This is a genomic window from Gramella sp. AN32 (assembly GCF_023718305.1).
In the GTDB taxonomy this organism is placed as follows: domain Bacteria; phylum Bacteroidota; class Bacteroidia; order Flavobacteriales; family Flavobacteriaceae; genus Christiangramia; species Christiangramia antarctica.
In genome coordinates this window covers 158,797-179,633 of the sequence record NZ_QEYO01000009.1, presented here as the reverse complement: position 1 = coordinate 179,633, position 20,837 = coordinate 158,797, and the positions used below count along the sequence as shown (strand labels likewise).

The window sequence follows — 20,837 nt, the reverse complement described above, 5'->3', positions numbered from 1 at the left end:
ATCTTTTATTTATAATTATTGCTCTTGTTTATTGATTATTACATTCTCTTCCTTCTTTATGACTTTTGAGCCTTGTTGCTCCCTTCGCTTTCTTAACAAAGCCTCTAAAAAATAATAATCTGCGTAAATAATTGGGGTATCCACTTCATCATCTCTGTTCTTATTTCCTGTACTGTGGTCTAAAATAAACACATGTTTGGCATTAGCTTTTGCCAAATAGGCATCGCTCCCCAAAATCTCAATAATTTTATCAGCCTTTGCAATCATCATTTCATCACCTGTATATCCTGCTAACTCATAAAGTGCAGAAGCAGCGATTGCAGCAGCAGAAGCATCCCTCGGAGGGTTTCCTGAGGTGTCAACATTATAATCCCAGTAAGGAACTAAATCATCTGGAAGATTGGGATTATTAAAGATAAAATCATAAATTTTGAGGGCCTGGTTTAGAAATTTTTTATCACCGGTAAATCTATAAGCCATGGTAAAGCCGTATAAACCCCAGGCCTGCCCTCTGGCCCAGGCCGAACTATCTTTTAATCCTTGATGTGTTGCTTTAGATTGTACTTTACCTGTTGTTGGATTATAGTCAACTACATGAAAAGAACTGTTATCTGCTCTGAAATGATTTTTAAGTGTTGTATTTGCGTGCTTATAAGCTATTTTATAATAAGTGGAATCGCCTGACAACTGTGTTGCGTTAAATAACAGTTCCAGATTCATCATGTTATCAATAATGACTGGAAAGCTCCATTTATCTTGGTGATGATCCCAAGACCTGATGCTGCCCACTTTCTCATTATATCTTGTAGCCAAGGTTTTGGCACTCTCTAAAATGACTTCCCTATAATATGGATCTTTTGTGATTTGATAAGCATTGCCAAAGCTCGAGGAAATTTTAAACCCCATGTCATGGGTGCCTGCATTCGTTTTCTGATCCTCAATTAACCGAGTCCATTTTGCTGCCAGTTGTTTAAAGTCTTTTCTACCTGAAAGTTCATATGTATACCATAGAACGCCAGGGAAAAAGCCGCTACACCAGTCCCTGCCCTTTACCAGGCGCATAGTCCCGTCTTCTTCAAGACTTCTTGGAATTTTATCCGGCTCTATGGGCAACTGGAATGCCGGTTCAAGTCTTTGTAATATTTTATGGGTTAAGTATTTTTCCTTTAAGTAAATATTAGCGTATCGTTTTCCAAACTCTTTATAAGATTTGGTGTCAAAATGGGCCTTATCTTTATTCGTCAATCCTTCTGAACTAACAAGGAAAGTGTTGGGGATTTGACTGGGAATCGTACGAATCAGCCCTCTAATTTCAGAATAATGATCCCTCCACATTCCTAATTGACCTACAATAACGGGTAAGTTGGGTAGATCAAAATCTGTTCTTAAATCCTCAATCAACGTCCGTAAATTTTCTAAATAATTGGAAGGATTTCCTGAATTAGATTCGCCCTGATGCCAAAGTATGGCATCAAGACTTAATTCCGGATTGTTTTTCAATGCATTTTTTGTCCTGTTTACGATAGACTCGTAATAAGCATGATCCCCGCCCTTTAAAAATTTCTCAATATGAGTGCCCCCTTTGGCATTTACAATAAGATAAACAGAATCCTGAAGAGCCTCAGATATGCCAGATGCAAATGTTTGGCCAATACCGATTTTTTGAAGATCCGGATTATTGGTTTTCCGAATGGTAGAATATCTGTTCAGGGGGTTTTTTGCAGGTTCAAAAACGCCTTTTTCGTTTAAAATAAAAACATTTTGAATCAATAGCGTATCCTCTAGACTTTCATAGTCTCCTCTTCCAGCCATATTGGACTGCCCTATCAACAAAAAAAGACTTTTCTGTTGTGCTAAAACGTTGGGGGTAGCAACTAAAAGAAGAATTAATAAGAATATTGGCGGATAAACTTTAGTCATTATTTTAAGCATACTCAATGAATTATTTGGCTCGCACTCATTTGTTCGGTAGTTTTTTAGAAATAGTTTTTTGTTCAATTACATGCTTAACTTTCTGTAGTGAATCCGTGGCCATTTCTATTATTGTATGGTCATTTTGCCATTTTGGATATGTCAAAATTATCCTGGGATATCTGCATCCAGTCCTTCAGCATCTCTCTGTGCGCTTTTAACTGATTACTATATTCTGGATTTTCAGTTACTGGGTTTAGTTCACCTGGATCTACTTCTAAATCATAAAGTTGTTCAGGGTTTTTACCTCCATCAAATATTACATACTTATAGCGATCTGTAAGTACCATCCGGCCAGTAAACGATTTTCCATCTACAGGGAGCTGATTCATCTCGGAAACCACGTAATTTCTTTTGGCCGCATCGATCTTCGATGCCTTCATCACGCTAGGTTGTAGGTCTACCCCTAAAAGTGAATTGTCATATTCGATGCCCGTCATGGCACTTATAGTGGTGAAAATATCAAGTCCGGTATTGACCAACGTCTTTTTATCAATAAGGCCCCCGCTTAATTTACCCTTGTAAGAGATGATAAAGGGTACATTTACTGATTCTTCGTAAAAGGTCATTTTCTGGTTCCATTCATGGGACGCATGGCCATCTCCGTGATCTGAAGTGTAGATGATAATGGTATTTTCCAACTGATTGGTTTCTTCAAGTTTTTCAATCATTGTCAGGATGTGAGCATCTACTTTTTCTACGAGGCGATCATAACCATACATATATTGCCTCCATTTAGTTTCATCCCAATATTTTACAGGATGTTTTCTGAACATTTTCATATCGGTAGAATCCGGTGTACGCCTTACATAAAAGCCTTCCGGTTCGTTAGGTGGAATATTGAAATTATCGGGTAGGGGTGGGGTTTTGCTAAGTTCGGCATTTTCTTCTACGGGACCATCGTGGTAATCATCCTTCACCCCAGACATATTCCGGGCTAATTCACAACAATCATGAGGATTTAAGTAAGACGTTATCATAAAAAAAGGCTTGTCATGCTTTCTTGTAATAAAATCATTAGACAAATTCCTTATTTTCGTATCGTTCCTGAGATCCTCGTATTTCTCGAAACCGTGCCAGCCTTTTGTTTTACCCATTTTTGAGTTACCTACATGCCATTTCCCATAGTAGGCAGTTTCATAGCCATTTGTTTTCATATGCTGACCTATTGAAGTATATTCTGTAAGTTTGGGTTGGCTCTTGCTTGGCATTACCCCGGTAATCATGGCGGCTCTTGAAGCAGTACATACAGGGTACGCCACATAAGCCCGGGTAAAAGTGACTCCTTCCTCTGCCAATTTATCTATTCCGGGTGTTTGAATATGTTCGTAACCTCTCTGGGTCATGATTTTTCCTGCATGTTGATCACTTATGATTAATATAACATTTGGTTTTTTATCTTGAGCACTGGCAGTGAAAAAAATACAACTTACAAATAGGAGGCTTAAAAACTTCTTCATCTTTTTCATCTTTTAATTGATACTGGTATTAAAATTAATTTGACTTCTTTCTACAATTGCGAATGGATAGTCTGCAATAGGTAAATTTTCAAAATTGACATTATCTTGTTGATTGTGAAAATCTTTGAGTTCGTACACATCCCCATTCAGCAAATCAACCAAAACCGGGTTTTCGAATTTCACTTCCTGAATTTTTAAGGAAATTCTACCTAGTTCAGGCAGATATTCCTGAGCATTCCATGGTAGCCAATAAGCAATCAGGTGGTTGTCCTCTGCTGTTTTAAAAGAGGCCATTAAAGGCACGGATGGAAACGCATCATCTTCCTCGCCTATACCATAAAAAATACCCTGATCTTTGACTTTAAGCTGGTGATCTGTTCTGAATACTTTGTAAGAGTCATCCATTAAGGCACAAAGATTTTGGTAAGTAAAATATGCAGGCTTAGGCTCCAGGTCAGGATTGGTAAGGATACATTTTTCATTAACCCCTTTCGTTTTTACTCTAGAACCATCTCTTTCAGGATAACCGAATAGGGTATCCAGTCCAGTTAGCGGTGAACGCTCTGGTTTTTCGCCGCGTCCTCCCATATGCACTAATTTGAAATAATTGCTTAATGTAGCCTCGCAGAAATAGGTGTCTACGAATGCTTGCCTTAATAGCCATTTAGCCTGAATGTTCAATCCCCACGGTGCTCTCCCTCTGTAATCCCGGGAACTGCTATGCGATGGATATCCACATTCTCCCTGCCATAATTTTAATTCAGGATTATTTTTTTTCATCACCTCAAGCAGTCTAACTGTAGGATAGGCCCGCTCTTCGGGTACAGCACCATAATTGTGATAGGTAATTATATCCACCAGATCTGCATTGTTCTCAATTGATAAAAACGCTTCAGCAAATTCAGGATCAATACCTGCCATAGAGCCGGCAATGATACGGGCATTGGGTTGAATGTTCCGAATTATTTTTGCTGTTTGGTTAAGCAGTTCACCATACTCTTCTCCATCCGGTTTACCACCCCAGTAGTTCCGGTGGTTGGGTTCGTTCCATACTTCCCAATAGGTAATTTTGTCCTTGTATCGTTCAATTGCAGCTTTCACAAAAGCCAGCCAGGCCTTCATGGCTGCAGGATCCTTTATAGGTGGGGCAGGCCTGTATCCATAAATTTCGGCAAGTTTTGGATCATCATAGGTTGTCATTTCAGAATATACCGGATTCCCGTGACCAATTGTAACAAAGGGCACAATTCCTGTTTTCAGGATAGCATCAAAAGCTTTGTCGGTTTCAGACCAGTCATAGCTGCCTTTAACCTTTTCAACGTGATTCCAGTTACAATGTAAGCGAGTCCATTTAACCCCAATATCAGCTGCTCTTTTAAGTAATTCCGGGTCAAGGGTACTTGCCTGGATCCCCCAGTAAGAGCCACTGATCTCACTGGAGTTTTTTGGAGTGATCTTACCCAATTTGTCCAACGCGATTCCTTTTGAATCACTTGATGCGTTAAATTCCCCACTATCTGACTGATTTCGGCAAGCAAATGAGATATATATTAATAATACGGAAAACAAATAATAAGTAAGTCGTTTCATGTGAATATTTAATTTCACTGATTATACATGGAATCCACAATAAACTTATTAATCCTTAAGTGGTAAAAAGGATTCTAAATTTATGGTCAAAAGCTAAGGACAAATAGATGTCATTTTGTTTTATAGAAATCCTGCAAAATATAAAATGCTTTTTTCTTTATTCCCCTGTCAGAAATAAGGCCTTTTCGGTTCCAGTAATTTTGGTATGTAGCGTGCATACGTAAAGGAGATCTAAAATCTTTTAGAATCCACGGAGAAACCCCTGCTAAAAATGGGATTTTATTAAACATTTTTACATGTTGCCGGTAAATTTCTGCCTGAAATTCTTCCGTCCAGCGCTCATCAACCGATCCATTTAAACCCTGTAAGCTTCCTCCTCCATATTCACTCATTATCATGGGTTTATTAAAATTTGTGGCCCATTTTAAATTCTGGCAATCGCTACCACCATACCAACCACAATAGTTATTTATACTTAACAAATCAACATAATTTGCAAGTTCGTCTTCAATATATTTTGTATTTTCTTCTCTATCATACCTTACCTCATGCAATGCTGCCGATATCAGTCGGTCATCATCTAATTCTTTGGTTTTAGTGATCAGTTTCTTTAGAAAATCAGTTCTAGCCTCCCCCTGAGGAGTTTCATTTGCAACGGACCAAATAATCACGCTGGCCCTATTTTGATCCCTGGTGATCATTTCAGTAAGCATCTGCTCTGCAACTTGATAACTATGTGAATTTTCCCAAAGGATATCCCAGTATACCGGAATCTCCGACCATACCAACAGGCCCATACGATCTGCTTCACGTACCATAGCTTCATTATGTGGATAATGGGCTAAACGTACATAGTTCGCATTGAGTTCTTTTGCCCAGGTTAGCAGTTGTTTAGCCTGATCTTCATTGTAAACCCGCCCGCCATCGAAAGGTGCTTCCTCATGAATGCTAATCCCTTTTAGGAAGATTGATTTACCATTTAGAAGAATTTCTGTATCCTTTGCCTCAATGGTCCTGAACCCGATAGTTTCTTTTAAGGTATCGTGGGTTGAGCTAATCAGTACCTCATAGAGTTTTGGGTTTTCAGGGCTCCATCGTTGAGGTTTGGCTTTGATGCTAAATTCCGCAACCCCACTTTCATTTGTTTTTAGTTTTTTAGATAAATTAAGTTCAGGAATTCTAAGAGTAAGGTTTTCCTCTAGAGAATCACTTAAATGCACGAATCCTTTCAGATAGTCGGGGTCTTCAATATCTAATTGTACCTTAAAAGTCCGGATATAGCTGGTGTTTAATTCCAGCAGTTTTACAGAGCGGGTAATCCCTCCATAGTTCCACCAGTCTGTTTTCAGTGTTGGCACATATTCTGGCCTGCGTTCATTGTCAACAGCGACCACGATATGATTTTTGCCCTCGCGCAGCTTAGCCGTAACATTAAAATTAAACGGAGTAAAACCACCTTCGTGAGAACCAATTTTCGAACCATTTAGAAAAACCGTTGTTTTATAATTAGCTGCACCAAAATACAGGGCGTACTCCTTGTTGTTTTTTTTATTAACCTGAAATGTACGTTGATACCATAAAAGGCCTTCATAATAAAAAATCTCCTCTTTTTGGGTATTCCAATCTCCAGGTACTTTAAGGGTATTCCCTGCCTGAAATTTGTACTCGACAAAAGCCTCTTCCTCCGGAGTTTCTTGCCCAAAATCATAACGTTTACTATCCCTAAAACCTGTTTTATAAGGATCCACGATATAGTTCCAGGTGCCATCCAGGGAAATACTATTACGGGCAGAGATACTTGTTATTAGTGGCTCTGAAGTTTGTGTAAAGCCAATTTGTGGTAATAGGGCAAGTAAAAAAAATACACTATTAAGGCTTAAGAAGTATGTCTTTAAAAATGACTCTGTTTTAAGCATATAAAATTTTCATTGTTCTAATTTGATGACCCAACCATTATTTTGAAGGTATAAAATTCATTATCACATTCAATTCCGTTATTAAAGAAGTTGCACCTTTAAAAAAAGAAAACACAATAGTTGTTAAAAGTAGAAAATGGAACTCTCTGAACTTCTTGAATAAAATGTTAGAATAAATAATAAAGCCACCTATTGTTAAAGGAACAGGCCAATCATGACTAATTAATAACCGGGATTATTTTCGATTTCCCGCTCGATGTTCGAGTCAATAAATGACTGCGGAATTGGATACAAAATATCCCTGGTTGGATCAATTCTACCTGATGCAATATTATTATGCAAATTGGTGCGCTCTACCCACTTATTATTTCTTAAAAGGGTATATCTTCTTTGCTCTTCTGAGAATAACTCTCTTGCTCTTTCATCGAGTATAAAATCAAGTGTAACATCACTTGGGGTAATTTCAGGAGCGTTGGCTCTTCTTCTTAAAACGTTAATAGTACTGGCCGCTTCATCAAGATTCCCATTTTTAAAGTAAGCTTCTGCTAACAACAAATAAGTATCGGCGAGCCTTAAATGAATCAAATCATCAAAATTACGGCTTTCTTGTAAGTTACCATCATGTGTCCAGTCCCATTTTCTAGTATAGGGTCTTGTCCTGTCCTGTTCTCGTTCTAAAGAGGTCACATCCAAAAACAAAGTGTCCCCAACGTTATAAGTAACCCCATCATACTCATAAACCCCATTATTATTAACATCCTCCTCAATAATTACGAAGTAATTTCTCCAAATATTGGCATCACCCCTTTCGTCAATTATATTACCCGATTCATCTCTATAAAGGTCAAATTGAAAAGTTGTTGCTGAAGAACGAGTATTGCCCCTTCCTCCTCTCTCTAGAGTAAGGGCTAAATCCAGTCCGTTACCACTTCCTGTACTATACTCACTCATAAACCAACGTCTCATTATATTGCCACCATTTCCACCTTGGTCCCGTAGTGCCAAATCATTTTGAAAAACCCATAATGCCTCAGTATTGCCATCGCTGGGATTGGCATTGCCAGTCTGGAAAATATCGCTAAAAACGGTACCCGGTTGGTCTGCAGCTACCCCAAAGCGTTCAGTAATTAATTTCCTTGGGCCTGCAATGGCATCTTTTGCTACCGCAATGGCTTCTTCATATTTCTCGCGAATTATGAATAGTTCAGCCAAGTAGTGTTGAGCAACCGCTTTAATAACCTTTCCATCATTTATATGGACCTCAGGAAGATTGGCTACTGCGAATTCAAGGTCTGCTTGCATTTGATCGTAAATTTCTTCTACAGGATTACGCTCCCAGTCTAAACGAGGTTTCTGAATTTCCTCAACATTTAAAGGGACATCTCCATATAGGAAGGTCAAATGACGATAGCCCCAGGCCCTGATCATTCTTGCTTCTGCGATTACACGATTGCGATCTTCAGATGAAATTATATTGTCATCAAGTTGTTCTGCACGATTTATAATTTGATTGGCAGATGCTATCACTTCGTAAAGCCATTGCCAAATATCATCAAGTTGATTTCTAGCGGAATTAGAAATTAATTCACTTCCCCATTCATTAAGAAACCTGGTTCTCCCTCTATCACGGTTTACATAGATCACGTCAGTTCCGTTCATCATAGGATCACTTCGAAGATCATTGGAACTTCCGTTACCTATCCCCCCTCGCTCAAACCTTACTGAAGCATAAAGGCCGTTAAGCCCTGCTTCCAATCCTTCAAGATCAACATATATCGCATCGGGACTGGTAAAAGAAACCACTTCCTGATCTAAAAAATCATCCTGACAGGATCCAAAAATTGCAAATAGCACAACGGCTAAAACTGATTGTATAATTATTCTATAAGTTTTTTTCATAACACATTAAATTTTAATCCAAAAATAAATTCCTGTTGAAGTGGTGTATCAAACTGATCGTTAAATTCAGGGTCAAGCGCCCCGTATTTTGTAAACGTGGCAAGATTTCTAATCGTTGAATAAAGTTGCAGCCCATTAAGTGCTGAATTGCCAAATAACTTATTATCAAATTTGTATGAAAGCGTTATATCCCTCACTCTTAAAAAACTTGCGTCTTCATAGAAATCCACATCAAAATCATTTGCTTCAGGATCTATGCTATAATAAGTGTTGATTGGATTTTCCGGAGTCCAGAATTCTTGAGCAATCCAGTTATTTCTCACGTCGCCACCTACAGCTACGTCTTTGTATGGATTGGATTTTGTAACTCCACCCACTCCCTGAAGGAAAACATAAAGTGACAGATTTCCATAATTTAGGGTGTTTTCCAAACCATACACTACCTTTGGATCGCGTTGCCCCTGAATAATTCTGTCGTTCGCAGGATCAATTGCCAAAATTGGATTTCCTTCGTCATCCAAATCATTAGCAACATCTAAAACACGTATGTAACCGGGCTGCGCATCCGGCTGGGCAGAATTTTCGATATTATCGCCTTCCTGCCAAATACCATCAAAGGCGTAATCGTAATTAACACGTATAGGCTGGCCTATAAACCATTGATTGGCCACATCATCTTGTTTATCCCCAAAAAGTGAGACTATTTCGTTTTTATTCCATGCCACATTTCCTTTAAAATTCCATGTGAATTTATCTCCATTGATGATAAAGCCCTGTGCCACTAATTCCAAACCTCTGTTTTCTACTTCCCCTATATTTTCAATCACTCTGTTCACACCATTGACGGATGGAACCAAACGATTAAGTAGCAAATCTTTTGTCCTTGCTATGTATGCGTCAGCAGATAATTGAAAACGATTCTCCAGGAACCCAAAATCTAATCCTACATTAAGCGTGCTGGTTTGCTCCCAACCCAATTCTGAATTGGCCAACCTATCCACAAAAAATCCAGGAGCTGTAGCACTTCCTATCACCCATGGTCTGGTAGTAAGTGTGGCTAAATTATCGTATGGGCCTACGGCCTGATTCCCATTTACACCATAAGAAGCTCGTAGCTTGGTATAGTTTACCGGACCAGACTTAAAAAATGCTTCGTCACTGATGATCCATCCTAAAGCCAGTGATGGAAATACACCGTATTTTTTATCGGCACCGAAGCCCGAATAACCATCCCGCCTTACAGTTGCAGTTAATAAATACCTGTCTAAATAGCCATAATTCAATCTGGCCATTTGAGATATAAGCTGGGTTTTTTCAAAATCGGTATCATTCACTGCGCCACTTGTTGAGTTATCCATCTGGTAATAGGTGAGGGCATCAGAAACAAAACCACTTGCTTCTGTTACGCTTCGGTAATTTTCAATAACCTGCGTACTATAAAGACCAGTGAAATCAAATGAATGATCGCCGAATTCCTTAGTGTAGCTTAAAATATTTTCAATTAGATAATTTTCATCTTTTCTGAAGTCTATACGCGCACTACCATTAGTTTCAAAGCCGCTCCCGGTGTTTCTTCCCTCATATTCACCAATGTCACGCTGGTCATACTCAATACCGGTATTTATTTTATACGAAAGCCCTTCCAAAAAAGGGAAAGAGAACTGGAGATAATTGTTTGTAAATACCTTGTTATTAAAGTCATCATTTACCTCTAAAGTAGGCGCGAGGGGATTCCATACAAATATATCTTCCGGCCATGGGTAAACAGTAGGATCTCCATTCTCATCGAAAGCTGTGGTCAAAGGGTTCATTCGGAATGCTCCATTCCTCTGGGAACCAAAATTAGGATTGTTCCCGGACCTGTCTATTCTGGAAAGCTGAGTGGCTGTACCGAATTTTATATTATCGGTTATATCAAAATTAACATTTACACGAAGGGAGTACCTGGTAAATCCATCGTTCAAAGTCACACCTTCCGCATCATGATATCCAAGTGAGACATAATATTTAGTTCTATCACTCCCTCCTGAAATGGCAATATTATGATCTTGTCTTTTCCCGGTGCGTGTCGTGAGATCTAACCAGTCCACTGCTTCTCCTGCATTAAGCACTTCAAGTTCAGAAGGTGTAAGCCTGTTTTCCGGATCCAATCCTTCAGCCGCCAGACGCGCGTCTTTAAACGCGGCAAAGCCCGGTCCATCGTAAAGTTCCGGTAAATTAGTGAGTTCCTGAACTCCATAATAACCACTGTATGAAATCCTTACTTTTCCCACCTGACCTTTCTTCGTTTCAATAATAATAACTCCATTAGCGCCCCGGGAGCCATAAATGGCGGTAGATGAGGCATCTTTTAATACGGTCATTGATTTTACATCTTGTGTATTAATGTCTGACAAGTTACCGCTATAGGGTACTCCATCTAAAACAATGAGTGGCCCATTCCCGGCGGTAATAGAGTTCCGTCCCCGAATTAAAATGCTATTATTCCCTTGCTCGGCACCACCACCATTTTGAGTTATATTCACTCCTGGTACTGCTCCTTGTAACGCTTGAATTACATTGGCATTGGGTTTATTTTCAAGCCTATTGGATGAGATACTTCCTACCGCTCCGGTAAGATCACTAACTTTTCTTGTTCCATATCCCACTACAACGACTTCATCGAGTGCGGAAGTGTTCTTTGTTAGGGTAACCTTAATAGTATTCTGCTGTTCTACTGGAATCTCTATGGTTTGAAACCCCAGATAACTAAAAGATAATACAGAAGAAGGACTATTAACAACTATGGAGTATTCACCATCAAAATTGGTAACCACACCATTGTTGGTGCCTATTTCTATTACATTAACGCCAATAAGAGGGATGTTTTGGTCATCAACCACGAGCCCCGTAACTGTCTTTGACTGGGCGCTCGAAAACTGGATAAGGAATAAGAAAATAAAAAAGGTTAGGAACTGTTTCATAAAAATAAAGTTATGATGTTAATAGTTAGTTTTAAGTATGACATCTACTGTTTAAAATCAAAACAATTTATGTGTACGCACACATAAAAAAGATTTTAGCATAAATATTTTTGGCTAATGGGTCTATTAAATTTCCACCAATGCAAAAATAATGTGTTCGTTAACACCTGATATTAAATATCTCTAAATTTATCAAAAAAAATTACTAAAACAATAAATTTTACTAAAAAAATATAAATCTTTCATAAAATTAACCACTGATATTACGAATTAGTAGAATATGAGTATAAATATATCTTAATATTTTATATGAATATTATTGTTAATAAGGATAAATTTAATTATTTTTAACCGTAATAGTGTGTGCGTACACAGCAAATTATTTTTTTAAATCAACATATTAATGGCAGCTCCACCTACTATTAAAGAGATTGCAAAAAGGGCAAATGTGTCAATAGGTACAGTAGACCGCGTTATTCATAAACGAGGTAAGGTTTCTAAAAAGAATCAGAAGTTGATTGAGGATATAATGTCTGAACTTAACTATACACCTAATGTTAACGGTCGTAACCTTTCTTTAAACAAAACATATAAAATAGCACTTCTAATACCGGAGGAAATTGATGATGGTTATTGGAGCGCCCCTTTGGAGGGGGTTAAGAAAGCTCAGAATATTTTTAGGTCTTCCAATTTGGCGGTGCATTATTATCTCTATAAAAAGGATGTCGAGGAGTCCTTTCAAGAAAAATCGAACAAAATCCTTAATGATGATTGTGATGGTGTGATTATGGCTCCGCAACTATATAACGAAGCGAACTTGTTCCTGAGGAAATGTGCAGAAAGGAGCCTCCCTTTTGTTTTGATTGATTTTAACCTTTCAGATATGGAACCCTTAACATATATTGGGCAGAATGCTTTTCAGAGTGGTCGTCTGGCTGGAGAGTTACTAAGTTTGGGAAAAAATGAATCGAGTACTTTTCTCGTAATGAACATTACCGGAAAAGGTGATAAAAATGTCATTTTCAGAAGAAGAATAGAAGGGTTTCAGTCATACTTAAATGAAAAATTGAAGGACTTTAAAGTTGAAGTATTCTCCATATTTGCTGGCGATATTGCCTTGAAACAGAAAATAAATGAAAAAATTCAGAAAGTGATTCCTGATCTTTCTGCTATATTCATTACCAATTCAAAATCTTATTTGATCGCTGATTGCCTCCCTCAAAATGAATCAATTCGGGTTTTGGGGTATGATCTTTTGATGAAAAACAGGGCCTTGCTAAAAGATGGTAAAATACAGATGCTTATTCATCAAAGACCAATAGATCAGGGGTATATGGCTGTGGAATGCATGTATCAATATCTGGTCACAAAACAAAAGCCACCAGAGGAGATAGTCATTCCTTTGGATATTGTAACTCCAGAAAATGCTATGTTCTATTGATACTATAATAAATGATAAATAATCTAATTTTTTTACGTTTTCTTTTAGTTATCACTTTTTGTGGTCAAGTTTCTTTTGCCCAAGGTGACAAACCCTATAATATTCTTTGGATTACCGTTGAAGATATGAGTCCTAAGCTAGGTTGCTATGGTGATAAAATTGCCAACACCCCGAATATTGATCGGTTGGCAACTGAAGGGGTGCGTTATACAAATGCATATGCTACCTATGGAGTTTGTGCGCCAAGCCGGCATACTTTAATAACAGGAATGTATCCAACCTCTACTGGGGCAATGGCGATGAGAACCTGGAAAAGAACATCGGCACTTAGTGATATAACCGATCCTGAATTGTTGAACATTCCAGTTTATGAAGCGACACCGCCTGCCGGGGTAAAGTGCTTTTCCGAATATTTCCGGGCAGCTGGATATTATTGTACCAACAATTCTAAAACCGATTATCAATTTAAGGAACCAATAACCGCATGGGACGATAGTAGTGAAAATGCCCACTGGAGGAATCGGCCTAGTGAATCTAAACCCTTCTTTTCGGTTTTTAATAGTATGACCACCCATGAAGGTAGAATTTTCAAGAAATACAATCCGGAGGTTACCGAGCCAAATGATATTAAAGTACCCCCTTATTACCCTGATACAAAAGTGATAAGGCAGGATATAGCCCGTCACTATGATAATATTCACGCTATGGATAGATGGGTAGGCGACTTAATGGCTCAACTTAAAGATGATGGCCTTTTGGATAATACAATAATTTTCTTTTTTTCTGATCATGGTGACGGACTCCCACGTGCCAAACGATGGGTTTATGATAGCGGTATTCAGGTTCCATTGATCATAAGATATCCCGATGGATATAAAGCGGGTACTGTTAATAACGAACTTGTGTCTTTTATTGATTTTGCACCCACAACAATGTCCGTAGCCGGTTTAATTCCGCCTGATTATATGGAAGGGAATGTTTTCCTAGGCGACAAGAAAGAAGAGCCACGTGATTATATATATGCCTTTCGTGACCGCATGGATCCTGCACCGGAAACCATCAGGGCAGTTAGGGACAAACGTTTTAAATATGTGTATAATTATCGACCTGAACTTCCTTATTTAGGTTTTATTCCCTATCGGGATAAAGCAGCAATCATGCAGGAAATCCTTAAATTAAAAAAGGATGGCGAATTGAAGAAAGATCAGTGGCAATTTTGGGCTGAGCGGAAATCTTTGGAAGAACTATATGACACGCAAAATGATCCCTTTGAGATACATAATCTAGCTTCTAATCCCAACTATTTTCAAAAACTCAATGAATTAAGAAATGCGCATATAAATTTCATCGAAGAATATGGGGATCTGGGCCTTATTCCTGAAAGTGAACTTATTGAAATTTTATGGCCCCCCCATGGAAAGCAACCTGTGACGGCTGCCCCGAAGATCAGCATTAGCGAAAAAACTATCATACTAAGTTCTGAAACCGAAGGAGCATCCATTGCATATCGCTTTAATCAGAACGATAATTGGCAATTATATAGCAATCCTATTAAAAATGATAAAAATAGCAGTTCTATAGAGGCAGTGGCTATTAGAATTGGCTGGGAACAAAGCAAAATTGTAAAAGAAGAAATCCATTAAGGCTATTCTGAACAAGTTCAAAATAATTGAACACTTGTGCATATCAGAAAAGAGATAAACTGGAGGCTATTCTCTGAAACGATATTATAATTAAACAAAAAGAGATGAAAAAATCGAAAATATCCCCTCTAACCCATATATTTTTAATATTGTTGATAGCTCTTTATTTCGGCTGCAAAGGCAATTTCAGAGCTCAGAAAGAAATTGGCACTACCTATTATATAGATAACTGGAAAGGAGATGATTTGAACAGTGGAATTTCTACAGAAAATGCCTGGAAATCCCTGGACAAAGTGAATTCCATGACATTTGAACCCGGCGATAATATCCTCTTTAAAGCTAATGGGGTGTGGAATGGACAATTGTTACTGGATGATTCAGGTACTGAGGGGGCACCCATTGTGGTGAGCAGTTACGGTAAAGGCAACAAACCCATTATCAATGGAGGAGGTAGTATCAGGAACAATGCAGCGGCCATTCGCTTAAAAAATACTTCTTTCTTGGAGTTAAATAACCTGGAAATCACAAATACCAACGGGGCAAACAATTATCAGGGAGATTTATGGGCAATACTTTCCATTGCAGATAATGGAGCTGAAATAAAGCATGTATATCTAAGCAATTGTTACATACACGACGTAAATGGCAAGGTGGCAACAAAAACAACTGGTGGGATTTATGTTATTGCAGATGGCGAAAAACCTGCCTTTTACAACGACCTTCAAATACGGGATAATACAATAGAAAACATTGGTGGTTTGGGGATTGCCACAAATTCTCCTCATGCCAATATTGATGCAGAAAAGCGTTATCCTTTCCTAAATGTGCTCATTAAAGGGAATTTTGTTAAAAACACAGGGAGGAACAATGTTATTATTAGGGTAAGCGACGATGCCGTTGTGGAGCATAACACCTTGGTGAACTCCAGTAGGTATGATAATGGTCATAGCATTTTCAACTTCAATACAGTTAATTGTAAAATTCAGTATAACGAGGCTTATGGGAATTCAGGGCCTCCGGGGGATATTGATCGGGGAGGCTTTGATGCCGATTATAATTCTAAGGACACCAAGATACAGTATAATTACAGTCATGATAATGATTGGGGTTTTGCTATTATGAAAAAGGCAATAAATGAAAATGTTGTCATCAGATATAATATATCTGAAAATGATCAATACGCCATCTATTTTTATGGCTTTAATAATCAGAAAGGAATGGGAAGAGCTAAAATATATAACAATACCCATTATATAAGAAAAGGCATTAATGTAGAAGTTTTTAAGGAACGAACGGCATACAATACCGACTTCTACAATAACATTTTTTATTTTGAAGGCTCAGATAACGGGTCATGGGGAACTGCCTCCCCCGTAGACTGTTCTTTTGAAAACAATGGATTTTATAATATTGAACCAAAAGGCACTAATTATTTAACATCAGATCCAAAATTCAAAAATCCTGGCGCAGGTGGGCAAGATATAGATTGGGAAAAATATCCTAATGTATTGCTTGGGTATCAACTTAATGAAAACTCCCCATACATAAATAAAGGCAGGGATTTACAGAACAACGGTGGAAAAGATTTTTGGGGGAATTCTTTAAATAAAAATACTACCGATATCGGGGCACATGAGTTTTGAAATTAGCTTAATAAGATCTTGGAGTAATGATTAATTGAATTGTGAAATATTACAATGGATGAAAATTTCAAAAATATTGTCCAAGATTAGCGATAAAAAGCTTTTGTTCATTATAAGCCTCGGTTTGATTTTAATTGTTATTTCCTTGGCTTGTAAAAATGGTTCGGGGGCTACAAGTAATACTACAGCTCCGGTCATGACCGTAAATATATATCCAGTTATTCAGGAAGAATATGATCTTTTCCTAAACAGGAATAAGGCAAATACTTATAATTACTTTTCCCAAACAAATAAAGTTGAACCGGATACAGAATTTTGGAATACAGCTTATGAGGGGAAAACACCTTTAGAATATCTTGAAAAATTAGCCAAAAAAGATTTAGTAAGAGCTAAGGTGATTCAGGAATTGGCATCAAAAAAAGGAATTGGCCAAGTATTTGAATTTGATGAATTACTTGAAAATTGGGAAAAAAGAGACCGTTCCCATAAAATGAAAATAGCAGAAGGTGGCGTCGTTTATGGAGTTGCAAATATGAATCTGCCAAATTATTATAATTATTTATCAACCAATCTCGAGATACAACTCAAAGAATATTATTTTAAAAATGAAATTGCAACAGATCAAGAAGACCTGCTGAAATATTATGAGAAAATAAAAGAAAATCAGTTTACCCATATAAAAAAAATATCTCTGGAGTGTTTATGTTTTGATTATTCAACTTCCCTTCAAAGAAGTCAACAACTTGAACAGGTTGAAAACGCTATGCGGAAATTAGATCATGGTGTTAAAATGAATACATTGGAGAAGCTATTTCCATCTTCATCCTATCAAAAAAAATACTTCCTTGATAGTATAGAGCTTTATGGTGAGGAAAATATTGATAAGGATTTAAAAAGGTATGCTGCTAAATTAACTTATGGTACTTATGGTGTAATGGATATTGCTTCATCTATAAATGGTACTGTTTGTTCGGTAAATCTACTTGAACCCCTAGAAAAAGAAGTACTCCCTTTTCGTGAAGTTCAAAAAAAATTAATATACCTGTATAAAGATCAGGTGTTTAAAAATACAATAGAAGAATTGGTGAAAAAGGCAGATGTGAGAATGAGCAATGATTTGAAAATAGAAAACTAGAATGTGAACTTATTACATTTCAATCGATTGAATTTTTTGAAATCTTGTTTCCTTAACCGATTCTTATTTTTCTTTTTCGCCCGCGAAAGGTAAATTTAGAAGCAACAATTCCTTCTTTAATAGCCACATTAAAAATCGTTTTAAGGAATATGATCTGATTGGTAATAGGGCGTGTTTTCTAACCCAGATCTAATGAACAGAAGGCTTTATATCTAATAAAGTTTCATTGCTACCCCTAAACTTTAGATTTATTTTGAAATAATTTACTCCATCAGTAAAAAGAGTATTCTGATTTTCTAGCTTTACTTACTCGCTCTTTTCGCCTCTCTTTAATTTTGCGTATGTTAACTTCTTTAGCTAAAGAGGTATTTAAATTTGAGAATTCTTCAATATTGTATAAGATAGATAATTCAGATTTTACTCATTCTTGTTTTTAGTAAGATTAATGTAAGGTGCTATTTCGTTGATTTTATTATATTTATGGATATTAATTAAAACTACTTACAATGGGTAAATTCGAAATCAAGAAAGACAAGGCTGGAGAATTCCGCTTCAATTTAAAAGCGGGTAACGGTCAGGTGATTCTTAGCAGTGAAGGGTATAAAGCTAAACCTTCATGTATGAATGGAGTTGAATCAGTACGTAAAAATTCTCAATTTGACGACCGGTTTGAACGCAAGCAGGCATCCACAGGTCACAAGTTCAATTTAAAATCCAGTAATGGACAGATTATAGGAGTTAGTGAGATTTATACCACTGTGGCTGCCATGGAAAACGGCATCTCTTCAGTTAAGAAAAATGCTCCAGATGCTTCTATAGATGACCAATCCTAACTGTCCTGGATATATTAAAATATTTGCGACGGCTTGAAAATTTCGGGTTAATTTTTTCGATATTTCAAGACCTGTCAATACTAAGAAAAACCCTTTCAGTCTTTTGAAAGGGTTTTTTATTGTGTCCAATTCATTTCAAAAACTCTTAAACCCCTCTATAATAATCCAGAATCCTTACCCTAATTAGAAATCCATACCTGGCATTCGCCAAATTGATCCTGGAGCGGTCAAGGTTATTTTTGCTGATGATATATTCTACGATATTGGAAACCCCGTTCCCAAATCTAATTTCATTTACGCGATAGGATTCTTCGTAAGCATTAACCTGTTCCTGAAGCACATAGTAATCTTCGTAAGCGGCTTCCATGTCGGCATGAGCCTGTTTGATCGCTTGTAAATAGTCATTTTTGGTATTTTCCAATTCAAGCCTGGCATCTTCCAGCTGAATTTTCTTCAACGCAACTGATCTCTTTGCCCGGAAACCATTAAAAATGGGAATATTTACGCTTACTCCCGCAACAGAACTGAGGTTATTGTTTAACTGATCAAAATAGGGAATGTCCTGTTGTGAAAACTGCCCCTGATTTGCCTGCACTGCGTAATTCGTGCCATCAATGTTAATAAACTGGCCTGTTTCTACTATCTGAGTTCCCGTTTCGTTCAGCAAACTTGCCAGGCTGGAATAATTGGTATTCAGCTGGGCAAACAGCGAAATTTCCGGGGAATATAAGGATCTGGAAACCGCTACGTCTTCTTCTGCTGCATTTATACGTAAGCGCTGACCGTCAAAAACTTCCAGATTTTCTAATGATTCTGAATAGATTTCTTCTGTGGAAAGTTCATATTTATCCATTTCGGGTAGTACCTGAAATTCTTCCACATTTACTTCGGAATCCATATTTAAAAGACTGCTAAGATTCAATTTTGATTGTTCCAGTTGATTTTCTGCCGCAATCACAGCCGACTGGTCATTATTCAACTGTCCTTTAATATCGGTATAATCGGCAGGGTTACCTTCTCCCTGCTCGTTCAGAATTTTTAATCGGTCTGTTTGCTGATGGGTGCTTTCCAGTCGTAATTTGGCAAGGTTAAGCAAATCGCGGTTATTCAGCACCTGAAAATAAGCCAATGTAACATCCAGTATCAATTGCTGCTTTGTCGCCTCTTTTTCAGCTTCAGCAGCTTCCAGATTGTAGCGATCACGCTGAATGCTATTCCTCAGTTCAAATCCGTTAAAGATCTGCGCGCTTAATCTTAAACCTGCGTTGCTGTAATTAAATTGCTGGTCGATCACATCGTTGGTGTATGGATCGATACTTCGTCCTTTATTGATAGCGTAATTGTAGCTTCCGTTGATTGTTGGCAGCACCTGAGATTTCGTCCCGCGGAAATTCAGTTTTTCGGTTTCCGCCTGTAGATGAGATCGTTTTAAATTGATGTTATTGTCTAGTGCCAGCTGAATACATTCTTCCAGAGAAAGACCTGGATTTCCTGTATTCTGAGCATTTAGGCCGGTAGTGATGAACAATAATAAGATGATGAGTTTTTTCAAAATTTGATGTTTAAGATTTTTTGACGCTGCCGTCAACTAAATTGATGATTCGCGAACCGTATTCGGCATTGCTTTCAGAATGTGTAGCCTGAATGATGGTCACGCCTTCCGCATTAAGCTCTTTAAATAGTTGCATGATCTCATCGCTTTGCTTGGAGTTGAGGTTTCCGGTAGGTTCATCGGCTAGGATCAGTTTCGGTTTAATAATCAGGGCCCTTGCAATACCTACCAGTTGTTGTTGCCCCCCACTTAATTGATGCGGAAAAAGATCTTTCTTTCCTACAATATTGAAACGGTCAAGGATATCTGCCACTAGCGCTTTTCGCTCTGAACTCTTTACTTTTTTATAGAGCAGCGGAGTTTCAATATTTTCATAAACCGTAAGATCATCCAATAGATGATAGGCTTGAAATATAAATCCAATATTCTGATTGAAAATTTCAGTCTGCTTTTTTGGTTTTAGCTCATGAATGGCTTCCTCTTCAAAGTAATATTCGCCTTCATTGAATTCATCCAGCATGGCGATTACATTTAATAGCGTGGACTTTCCAGAGCCAGAAGGCCCCATGATTGATAGAAATTCCCCTTTTTCAACATTCAGGCTTAAATCGTTTAACAGAAAAATCCTTCTTCCACCTGATTTTACCCATTTATAGATGTGTTCTAGTTTTAGCATATTTTTATATTTTATTTCCGTTAAGCTGAACTCGTTTCAGCTTGTTTTTGATTAATTGTTTAAATTCTCCCCTTTCGGGGGACCTGCCTGCCGGCAAAGGCAGGGATGCCCAAGG

General features: G+C 37.7%; 13 protein-coding genes. 5 read left to right on the top strand and 8 right to left on the bottom strand.

Translation table 11 applies throughout. From position 1 onward, the window contains the following. Positions 1-15: 15 nt before the first annotated feature. The 6 genes from DHD80_RS11915 to DHD80_RS11890 all read right to left on the bottom strand — a co-directional run bounded on the left by DHD80_RS11915 (position 16) and on the right by DHD80_RS11890 (position 11,799). Positions 16-1,920, bottom strand: coding sequence for a sialate O-acetylesterase (locus DHD80_RS11915; protein ID WP_251741407.1), 1,905 nt, complete (start codon positions 1,918-1,920; stop codon positions 16-18). Positions 1,921-2,051: 131 nt separating this feature from the next. After that, on the bottom strand, positions 2,052-3,431 hold the full coding sequence (locus DHD80_RS11910) for a sulfatase-like hydrolase/transferase (RefSeq protein WP_251741406.1): 1,380 nt from the start codon (positions 3,429-3,431) through the stop codon (positions 2,052-2,054). A gap of 12 nt (positions 3,432-3,443) precedes the next feature. Further along, positions 3,444-5,021, bottom strand: a complete 1,578-nt coding sequence (locus DHD80_RS11905; RefSeq protein ID WP_251741405.1) for a hypothetical protein — start codon at positions 5,019-5,021, stop codon at positions 3,444-3,446. 110 nt (positions 5,022-5,131) lie between these two features. After that, positions 5,132-6,937, bottom strand: a complete 1,806-nt coding sequence (locus DHD80_RS11900) for a glycoside hydrolase family 2 TIM barrel-domain containing protein (protein ID WP_251741404.1) — start codon at positions 6,935-6,937, stop codon at positions 5,132-5,134. Between the two features lie 222 nt (positions 6,938-7,159). Beyond that, on the bottom strand, positions 7,160-8,836 hold the full coding sequence (locus DHD80_RS11895) for a RagB/SusD family nutrient uptake outer membrane protein (RefSeq protein ID WP_251741403.1): 1,677 nt from the start codon (positions 8,834-8,836) through the stop codon (positions 7,160-7,162). Beyond that, positions 8,833-11,799 (bottom strand): TonB-dependent receptor, encoded by a 2,967-nt coding sequence (locus DHD80_RS11890; RefSeq protein WP_251741402.1) that lies wholly within the window; start codon positions 11,797-11,799, stop codon positions 8,833-8,835. The genes DHD80_RS11895 and DHD80_RS11890 overlap by 4 nt, the downstream gene beginning before the upstream one ends. Positions 11,800-12,202: 403 nt before the next feature. On the opposite strand from DHD80_RS11890, the gene DHD80_RS11885 reads away from it, so the two are divergent. From DHD80_RS11885 to DHD80_RS11865, 5 genes are all read left to right on the top strand, one after another. Beyond that, positions 12,203-13,240: a LacI family DNA-binding transcriptional regulator gene (locus tag DHD80_RS11885; RefSeq protein WP_251741401.1), complete on the top strand. Its 1,038-nt coding sequence runs from the start codon at positions 12,203-12,205 to the stop codon at positions 13,238-13,240. 11 nt (positions 13,241-13,251) lie between these two features. After that, positions 13,252-14,883: a sulfatase gene (locus DHD80_RS11880; RefSeq protein ID WP_251741400.1), complete on the top strand. Its 1,632-nt coding sequence runs from the start codon at positions 13,252-13,254 to the stop codon at positions 14,881-14,883. Positions 14,884-14,987: 104 nt separating this feature from the next. Then, complete coding sequence (locus tag DHD80_RS11875) at positions 14,988-16,526, top strand: hypothetical protein (RefSeq protein ID WP_251741399.1); 1,539 nt, start codon at positions 14,988-14,990, stop codon at positions 16,524-16,526. 58 nt (positions 16,527-16,584) lie between these two features. Beyond that, positions 16,585-17,661 (top strand): hypothetical protein, encoded by a 1,077-nt coding sequence (locus DHD80_RS11870; RefSeq protein WP_251741398.1) that lies wholly within the window; start codon positions 16,585-16,587, stop codon positions 17,659-17,661. 506 nt (positions 17,662-18,167) lie between these two features. After that, complete coding sequence (locus DHD80_RS11865; protein WP_251741397.1) at positions 18,168-18,494, top strand: YegP family protein; 327 nt, start codon at positions 18,168-18,170, stop codon at positions 18,492-18,494. A 145-nt stretch (positions 18,495-18,639) separates the two neighbouring features. Here DHD80_RS11865 and DHD80_RS11860 read toward each other — a convergent pair whose 3' ends face one another. Beyond that, positions 18,640-20,046, bottom strand: a complete 1,407-nt coding sequence (locus tag DHD80_RS11860; RefSeq protein ID WP_251741396.1) for a TolC family protein — start codon at positions 20,044-20,046, stop codon at positions 18,640-18,642. 10 nt (positions 20,047-20,056) lie between these two features. Beyond that, on the bottom strand, positions 20,057-20,722 hold the full coding sequence (locus DHD80_RS11855) for an ABC transporter ATP-binding protein (protein ID WP_251741395.1): 666 nt from the start codon (positions 20,720-20,722) through the stop codon (positions 20,057-20,059). Positions 20,723-20,837 lie beyond the last annotated feature (115 nt).